Below are 8,459 nucleotides of genomic sequence, written 5' to 3'. Positions count from 1 at the left end.
GTGTAAAACGCGTCCTTCCGGCCCCGCTCTGCCACGTCCCGTCCGTATGCGGCGAGCAGCTTGTCGAGCAGGTCCTTTTGGGCTGGCGGGGCCTCGACGGTGCGGCGGTCCAGCCGGTCGACCGCGGTCACAAGCACCGCGGGCACATCCATCCACGCCCACTGGTCCCGGAAGTGCATCAAAAACGTGTAAAACGCGTCCTTCCGGCCCCGCTCTGCCACGTCCCGTCCGTATGCGGCGAGCAGCTTGTCGAGCAGGTCCTTAAACTGGGCCCTGCTTGCAGCGAGTGCCTGTTCGTCCGGCGTCGACAGCGACCTCAACCTCACTTTCCTTGCTGTTGGCAAGCCGTTTCCCGCAGGAGCCGCTAACAATAGCTGAGTGCTGAGTGTGGAGTTTCCGAGTCGTTGCCGGTTCCGCACTGCCTCATCCGTTCGTGAGCTGCTGATGCACCACGGTGTTCTGCCCCGCATGGACAGGCTGCTCATGCTTTTCGAGCGCTAGCTCGCCCGACGCCTAGCCGACGTCGAACCCCCTGAGCACGCCCAGCCCGTCCACCACTTCGCCACCTGGAACGAGCTGCGGAGGATTGCGGCGGAAGGCGGAAAACGAGCCTCTCGCCCCACGACCACGAACGACGCCCGCCAGCGTGTCAACCGAGCCGCCGGAAATGCCGGTCGTGTCGCCCCAACCCTCAGTCCAACTGTCGCGCTGTCATCGTGACGACCGTCGACTGTCGCATCGCCGGTCTTGAAACGCCACAACGGTACGGACAGGCCGTAACGCCTCACGCGCCAGGCCGGGCGGGAAACCCTTGTAAGGCGCGTGTCGACGGTAATTATGCCTGAGCCTGTTGTGTGGGGAAGACATTGCAGATGAACGACGTCGCGCACGTCACGCACAGCGGTCCGTCCGGACGGTGGTCGTGGACTTCGCCGACGGGCCCGTTGCAGAGGGTCCGCTCGCGGGTGGTTGCAGGCCAGGGGTCGACGATGTGCACAGTGCCCCCGGTCTGGCACGAGAACTGGTACTGGTCCAGCAGATCGGCCAGCCGCTCGACGTCGGCCTCGACCTGCGCGGAAAGTTGGCGGGTGCTCTCGCGGTCCAGCGTGTCCACGGCGGTGGCGAGGACGGCGCGCAGGGCGTACAGCCCGCGGGTCACGTCCTGGGCGACGGGTTGACTCTTGGCGATCGAGTGCAGTTGAGTCACTACCTCGCTGATGTCCTTTAGCCACAACAAAATCTGCTCCACGCTGTCAGCGCGGAGGTCGCCGAGTTCAGGGGTCACAGGTGTCGCGGGGCCGCCGAGCGGGTGGGGACTGTACGGAGTGTTCATCGTGAGAATCCCTTGCCGCAGGTCGCCAGACTTCTTCCGGATCGTACAAGGGGCTGGAGCTGGCCGGGAGCGGTCTGGACCCCGGTTCGAACGCGGGAGAAACACGGCAGTGTCCGCCGTTCCCTATGCAGGGCGACGGACACCGTGCGCATGCGTGTCGTCCGTGGGATCACCGGGGGTCATTCCAACGTGGATCGGTGATGTCCTTGCTCACCTCGTCCGCGACCGACTTGATCGTTTCCACGTGGTTTTTTGTCAGCGTGTGGCGTTTTTTGTCTAGGACGCAGACCGTGCCGAGGAGCACGCCGTGGCGGTCTTTGAGCTTAGCTCCCACGTAGGATTCGGTTCCGAGCATTGTCACGATGTCGTTGGTGTGGAACCGTGGATCGTCGTCCACATGCTCAAGCGGGAGCGCCTGGGCGACGCGGCCGAGGACATGCGGGCAAAAACCGGTCACGAGGTCGTCCACCTCTTCGAACGGGAACTCCCCGCCGGATTCGAGGTAGACGCCGCAGATGCGTTGTGTGCGGCCGATGATGTTGACTGCGGCGTTGGGGTAGCCCAACGCCATAGCAGCTTTCCGGGCAAAGTCGTCGAGCCTGGAGTCCCGACTCCCGAGTTTGTAGTGCGCCAGGGCCTCTTCGCGTTGCGGCGCTAGCTTGTGGACCATCGCCAGGTCGGCGTCGATCCTGAGCGGGGCGGCGTCAAAAATCATCGTGCTGGGCCTCTCATCTCCGTAATGGGCGCATGTCTGCTCGGACGGGGTTGCGGCGAGCACGTGTTACCTCCGACTCGACCCAACACACGCCTGGAAGCGGCGTCGGGTGAGGAAATTTAGACATCAGAGTCCTCGGTACGGGTGGGTGGTCGGAGACGGGCAGGGGTTCCTTCGAGTGGGGACCTGCACCGTCTCGGACTACCAGCGCTCACTGTTGATCAAATCCCGGCTGATCGTAGCGACATGCACAGCAAAGGGCCACGGCGAGGCGGACCGATCAACTCGGCACCAGTCGATGAGCAGGTGAAGGCCCTGGTGGAGGCGAGCCTGGCTGGCCGCCCACGAACCGCTGGCTGCGGTGGGGTTCGGGTCGCAATTCGCCGCGTGATTCCGGGTGAGCGGCGCCGCGAGCACCAGTTGAACGCCTTCGTGGAGGTGTAGGTGAGACCGTGCCCGCCACCGCGGCGCATCTCCGGCAGATCCTCCACCCACAGGTCGATCAGTCTTGTTCGCGGGACTGCGATGTGTGGTCAGTGTCGCAGCAGCAGGGTGTCCATCTGGTGGCGCTCGCCTGGGTGCTGCTGGGTGAGGTCGCCGATCTGGTCGTCGAACTTGTGGATCGTGGCGCTGATTTCCGCCACGGTGGGGAGTTCGACGGTCAGTGCGTCGCGAGCGCGTTGCAGGCAGGTACGGAGTTGGCGTTCGCACCAGGCGGCGGTGTAGGCGTGCGCGTCACCGCGCCGCGCGGCGTCGCTGGTGATCGCGGCGAGGACGCTCCACCCCGCGAGCTGGCCGACGCCGTTGGTGTGTCGGTGCCGCGACGGTCCACCGGGCGTGTCGGTTCGGGTGAACTCGGCGGATTCCGAGATGAGCTCGTGCACCTCCGGGGAGGTGTCGAACTCGGCGACCAGCGCCAGGAACTCCTCGGGGCGTTTGCGCAGCATCGCCCCCTGATATCCCCACACGGTGTGTGTTGAGCCCTCGAAAATCCGAAACAGCCGGTAGTCGCGGAACATTTGGCCCACAACGTTGGTGTCGAGAAAACCACGCGCACCGAGGATCTGGACACAGTCGTCGATCACGCGCCACATCTCTTCGCACCCGATCGCCTTGGCGATAAAAAGCAGGTGATCGAAGTTCTGGCCATGGTCGAGGCGGTGGGCGGTATGGGCGACGAGCATGTCGACCGCCTGGATCGCGGCGATCGCGTCTGCTGCCATGTTCTGGATTTGCCCGTTTTCGGCAAGGAGCCCAGTCGCGACGACCCGGTCTTGCGCGAAGGTCTGGGCTATCCGCAGCGCGCGTTTCGCGGCGCCGGAGATTCCGGCGGCCAGCAAAAGCCGACCGGTTTGGAACGCGTTTTTCGCCGCGCGCAGACCTTCGCCCTCGCCGCCGAGGAGGTATTCAGGGGGGATGTGCAGGTTCTCGAATGTGAGGGTGTTTTGTGGTACCGCGCGCAGCCCCAGTGTTCGCTCTTCGGGGCCGACGATGAACCCGGGCTTCTGTGCGGTGTCGATCAGGAACCCGGTGATCCCTAATCGGTTGTTGTGCTCATCGAGTAATTGGGCGATGACGTTGACGTATCGCGCGTCACCTCCCAGGGAGATCCACTTTTTTTCGCCGTTGAGGAGGTAGCTCCCGTCGGGGAGTCGTCGTGCGGTTGTCTTGATACCGGCGAGGTACGATCCCATGTCGGGTTCGGAGATCGCGCTCGTGCTCAGTGCCTGGCCGGATGCTAACTGGGGCAGGATCTCTTTTTTCAGTGTTTCGCGGGCGAAATGAATGATGGGCGGCGGGCCCAGGGTGTTGACTACCATGAGTCCGACGTAGTCGTTGCAGTTGGTGGCGCCTAACTGGTGCATGACGTCGACCAGTTCAGTCCACGTGAGACCGTGGCCTCCGTACTCCTCCGGAATCGTTAAGCCCAGTAAGCCCGCCGCCGCGCAGTCAGATTGCCAACCTGGCGACAATGAACGACGTTGATCCATGAGTTCGGCGTTCACGCGGTGGCGTGCACGCCACCGGATGGCCTCTAGGATGGTGTTGGTCTTTTCACTGTGCCCAGTTACCGGCACTCTCTTCTCCTCACGTCGAGTCAATCAAGATCATACCGTGAGTAATCTACAGGGGACTCTAAAGGCCAGGTAGCGGCATCCTGGTGATCTATCTCGTGACGCAGTGTGTGCAATGGCATTGTGTAACTGGTTTTTGGCCATGCTTTGATTGCTCGTCAACGCGCCTTTATCAGCCTAAATCGTGTTGGTACGGGATGTGTGACTCGATCTGATCGGTAACAGGGAGTGTCTCATGGACGAGGGGAGGCGCGGCGTCGATGATCGTCAGCACGCGCAGTTACTGCGGTCCTGTCCGACCGGTAGCCCTGCGCGTCGGGGCTCTAGTCAGGCGGCCTCGTCGGCGATCAGCACCGTGTCGCCTGGGCGATGGTCCCGCGCATCGCGGGACCATCGCCCAGGTCGGCTTTCTGTTCGCTGGCTACTGTTGTCGCAGTTCTGCGACGCAGTCGATCGGGATTCCGGTCGGATCCGTTGTTCTTGCCACGGATACTCCTGCGGTCTCGATGATGGTGGGAGAGGTATCGAGGTCAGCAGCCAGTGCGTCGATCTCATCTGCGGGCACGTCGACGATCAGACGGCCCAGACCGATTCTGCCGGGAACGAACGGGGCGGCCGCGAGCGCGGGACGCAGGCCCAGAATCAATCCGGCCTTCTGATGGGCGAGGATCACGCCACCCAATAGGCGCGGATCGGGCCCGGACATGAACACGTCAAAGCCGAGGTGCCGGTAGAATTCCGTGGAGTCGTCCACGGAGTCGCATGTGAGGCGGATGTGATGGACGACGTCCGGAGCGTTCGGTGCGAGGGTGGATTCGAGTTGGATCCGGGACGGGTCTCGGATCGACATGACGGTCATCTCTGCATTGGCCATGAACGTTGGACTACCGTGCTTGACCCCTTGCGCAGTCAAACTGCGTTCGTGGTCATCGAGGTCGTCGCTTGTGACACTCAGGTGGTCAAGGCCAGGCTTGTCAGGGTCAAACGGTCCCGTGGTAGCGGGGCTGAGACTGATGCATCCCTTCTTATCCGGATGCGCGAGCAACTTCCCGCCGCCGAGCTGCGCAAGCATCATGTCGTAGCGCAGGTCGGCTTTCGGCCCGGGAGAGTCTGTCGGCCACTCCTGTAAACCCAACACGGAGCTGTAGAACGCGACCGACCGGTCGACGTCGTCCACGTAGAGTCCGATGTGACGGAAGCCCACTATCGTCATTCCGTATTCCTTCTCCTTCCGGGGCCACCCCGGGTTGTTCGGCAACTTTCGTGATGGAGCCGGAGTTGATCGCCATACTCATCGAGCGTGATCGGAGGTGTCCGAATGCTTCATCTCCATCACCGAGGCTTCATTGCCGCCGTCGGACTTTGTTCGCGGACATGTTGTATGTCCAGAAACGAAGATTCTGGCGTGTTTACCGCAACCAGGGCGCTGTTCAGTGCGCTGGTTTCTGGGGCATTCAGCAACCTGCTGGCGGTGGTGACTGCCGCTCGTTGCCCTGGGCCACGAGTTAAACCAGGCGCCTCGCTGCTTGGATCCAGGCTGTCGAATGTCGCGTTCCAGCGCTGCAGACGCCTTGGCCGACCGTGGGCGCTCGCCGTTCACTCTTCGCTAACCCCGAGCGCATCCGGCCAGCAGCTCGCCGCACAACATCTGCTGCACCCTGGTGAAACACCCGGGTGGTACAGGCGAACTCGCCCACTACGTCCCCCTTCGCGTTGAGGCCGGGCGGTACGGGCCGCCGACACAGCTCCACTGTGGCGCATGATGGTGCGCTGGGACAGAGCTGACCACCCCGGATAATTCGCGTAGGGGGTACGGATCTCGTGTCTCCATACCTCCTACGTAGTGATGGAGATCACATTTTGGCGTTGAGCTCGGTGCTTCCACTCCTCAAGTTTTTCCTTGCTTGAGAATCCGCCCAGTTTCTTCCGAATGTTGTTCACGTGGGTTATGGCGGTCTTGGGCGAGATGGTAAAATATTCCGCTATTTCTGCGTAGGATGCGGGGAGCAGGTCGTACACTCGTTGTTCCATCGGAGTCAACGAGGATTGACCGTGCGTCGCGCTGTCGACGGCCAACTCCATGGTCAGCGCGATGTGGTCACGTTCCCGCCCTTCCGCGACGGCGGCCTCGAATCCCTCCTCGCCCAGGTGCTCTCGGCAGAGCTGGGCGGCGCGGTTGTTGAAGTCCCGGAGTCCGGGCAGGCGTTCGAGGTCTTCGTTCTCGCGGTCCTGGTAGTGGCGGGCGGCGCCGAGCATCAGGGCGGCCTGTCGGTACTCCTGCTGCAAGGCCAGCACCCAGGCCAAGGCTGCACGAGCCCAGGCCGGTGACCAACGGTCGCCGATGTCATCCCACAGTTTCGATACGGAGTCGACGAGATCTTTCGCTTCCCGTAGGCCGTCACGCGCGGCTACGTGATCGGCTGCTTCCAATGCTCTCCGCACCAGGTAGACGACGCGTGCGTACTGTGCCCAGGAGATCGTCCATGTCGCGCCGGAGTTCTCGGCATTGCTGACCAACATGGTGACTAGGGCATCCGCTTGCTCTGTGGGCCCCTGGAACGCGGCGCAGAGGGTCATCTGGAGCAGGAGCAGGTGGCTATCGCCGCGGAGCCCCTGGGCGGCGAAGGCGTCGACTGCTTCTTGCATCAGCGGAAGAGCTTCGGAACTTCTCCCGCGGCCCCACCATGTGTAGGTGCTGCGAAGGTTCATCACTGTTGGCAGAGGTTTACCCCAGAGCGCTTCGTAATGGGTGGCGTCGTCGAGCGCGCGTCGGGCGCCGTCGGTGTCTCCGATGAGACACCGCAGCCACCCAGCGGTGGACAGTCCGTCTGCCACGAGATCCGCCGTGGTTTCTCGGTCCGGCAACTTGGCCACCAAGCGTTCGACCCACCGCGCGTAGGCTTCCAGGCGGCCATAGAACATCCCGCCGCGGCCACGAACCAGGTCGACTATCAGCCTCAGCCCGAGGGCGGGGTCATACTGCTCGGCGGTGTGCAGCGCCGCCTCGACATTGACCTGTTCGGCTTGCCAGAAGAGAAGCCAGTAGATCTCTTCGTCGGAGTACCACTCCGCGCTGGCCTTCTCTGCCTTCTTGACGTAGTAACGCAGGGCGCAGAGGCGAACGGCTTTCTGCTCACCGAGTTTGGCAAGTTCTTCGTCGCCTTTTTCATGCACCGTGGTCAGCATCCGGTAGCGACTGCACTCGTCGGTGGGGACCAGGTCGAGAATGCTTTTCTCCACCAACGTGTCGAGCAGCTGCTCCACGTCGTCTGGGGTGATAGTCCCTGGTGTGGTTTCGTCATCGTCGTCGGCCACGACGGCTGCGGCGGCTTCGGGGCTGAAATCCCCAACGAACACCGAGCAACGCGCCCAGGTGATCTGCTCTTTCTTCGGCAGCAGTTGCCAACTCCAGTCCAGCGTGTCGTCTATTCCCTGGTGCTGCGGTCGTGATGTGTACCGGTCGCCACCACGCAGGCCCAAGACCCCATGTCGTTCGAGGCGGCGGCGCAGGTCGCGTGGCGTCCTAGACCGCAGTTGCCTGCCGGCCAGGCCGAGCCCCAACGGCAGGGCATTGACCAGGCGCGTGATCACGTCGAGATCATCGCGATTGTCGTCGGTGACCTCGAAATCCGGGCGAACCTCTTTCGCCCGAAGAACAAGCAACTCCAACGCATCGTGCGGCACCGCACCCGGGTCGCCCGGCGGTGGCATCTGTAGCGGCGGCACGGGCAACTGCTGCTCACCGTCCAGCCCGAGCGAATGCTGGCTGGTCCACACGATCTTCAGATTGGGACAGCGGTTAAGCAGTTCGACGGTGACGGTGGCCGCCGCGTCAAGCAAGTGTTCGCAGTTGTCCAGCACCAGCAGGACGCGACCGTCCCGGATCTCCTCCACCACCACATCCAGCATGTCCAGGTGGTCGTTGTCCCGAAGGCCCAGTGCCTTTCCCACTTCCTCCTTCACCAAGCGCAGATTCGCTCCTGCGTCCTCAGTCCGTTTGTGGTTGTTGAGGGCGACCCACCGGACAAGCGTGAACAGCGGCTCCTTCAACTCCCGGCCCGCCGCATCCCGGAGAAGTTCGTGACTGAGTTCCCAGGCCAGCTGAGCGGCAACTCGTGTCTTACCTGACCCTCCCCCGCCGGACAGGTTGAGGTGCCGGCACTGTCCACGCAGGATCGTCTTGCCCTGGTCAAGCAGCTTGTCCCGTCCAATGAACGGTTTGCCGCTTACGGCGGGCAGCTTGCCTGTTATCACAAACACCACGTCCCCGAAGTCTGGTTGCCAGAGCGTATCGCCGGGAGAGGCCCACCACACAACCTTGAACGTGACTGACATC

Annotated in this window: 6 protein-coding genes; all 6 read right to left on the bottom strand. The window is 62.9% G+C overall.

The window, feature by feature from the left end; genetic code table 11:
- Window positions 1-320 (bottom strand): hypothetical protein (locus tag MOQ72_RS34335; protein WP_242189991.1); only part of this gene is annotated, 320 nt, incomplete at its 3' end.
- A gap of 515 nt (window positions 321-835) precedes the next feature.
- Window positions 836-1,333 carry a hypothetical protein gene (locus MOQ72_RS34330; protein ID WP_242189990.1) on the bottom strand — a complete coding sequence of 166 codons (498 nt, stop codon included), beginning with the start codon at window positions 1,331-1,333 and terminating at the stop codon, window positions 836-838.
- A 169-nt stretch (window positions 1,334-1,502) separates the two neighbouring features.
- Window positions 1,503-2,111, bottom strand: a complete 609-nt coding sequence (locus MOQ72_RS34325; RefSeq protein WP_242189989.1) for a GAF domain-containing protein — start codon at window positions 2,109-2,111, stop codon at window positions 1,503-1,505.
- A gap of 470 nt (window positions 2,112-2,581) precedes the next feature.
- A complete protein-coding gene (locus MOQ72_RS34320) occupies window positions 2,582-4,126 on the bottom strand; it encodes an acyl-CoA dehydrogenase family protein (RefSeq protein ID WP_308198032.1) in 1,545 nt (514 codons plus the stop codon).
- A gap of 418 nt (window positions 4,127-4,544) precedes the next feature.
- Window positions 4,545-5,336, bottom strand: a complete 792-nt coding sequence (locus MOQ72_RS34315) for a VOC family protein (protein ID WP_242189987.1) — start codon at window positions 5,334-5,336, stop codon at window positions 4,545-4,547.
- Between the two features lie 623 nt (window positions 5,337-5,959).
- The gene (locus MOQ72_RS34310; protein WP_242189986.1) at window positions 5,960-8,458 is read right to left on the bottom strand and encodes a hypothetical protein; all 2,499 of its coding nucleotides are present in this window, start codon (window positions 8,456-8,458) and stop codon (window positions 5,960-5,962) included.
- Window position 8,459: the final 1 nt, after the last annotated feature.

It is taken from the genome of Saccharopolyspora soli, assembly GCF_022678645.1.
Lineage (GTDB): Bacteria > Actinomycetota > Actinomycetes > Mycobacteriales > Pseudonocardiaceae > Saccharopolyspora > Saccharopolyspora soli.
This window is presented reverse-complemented; position numbering and strand designations above follow the sequence as displayed.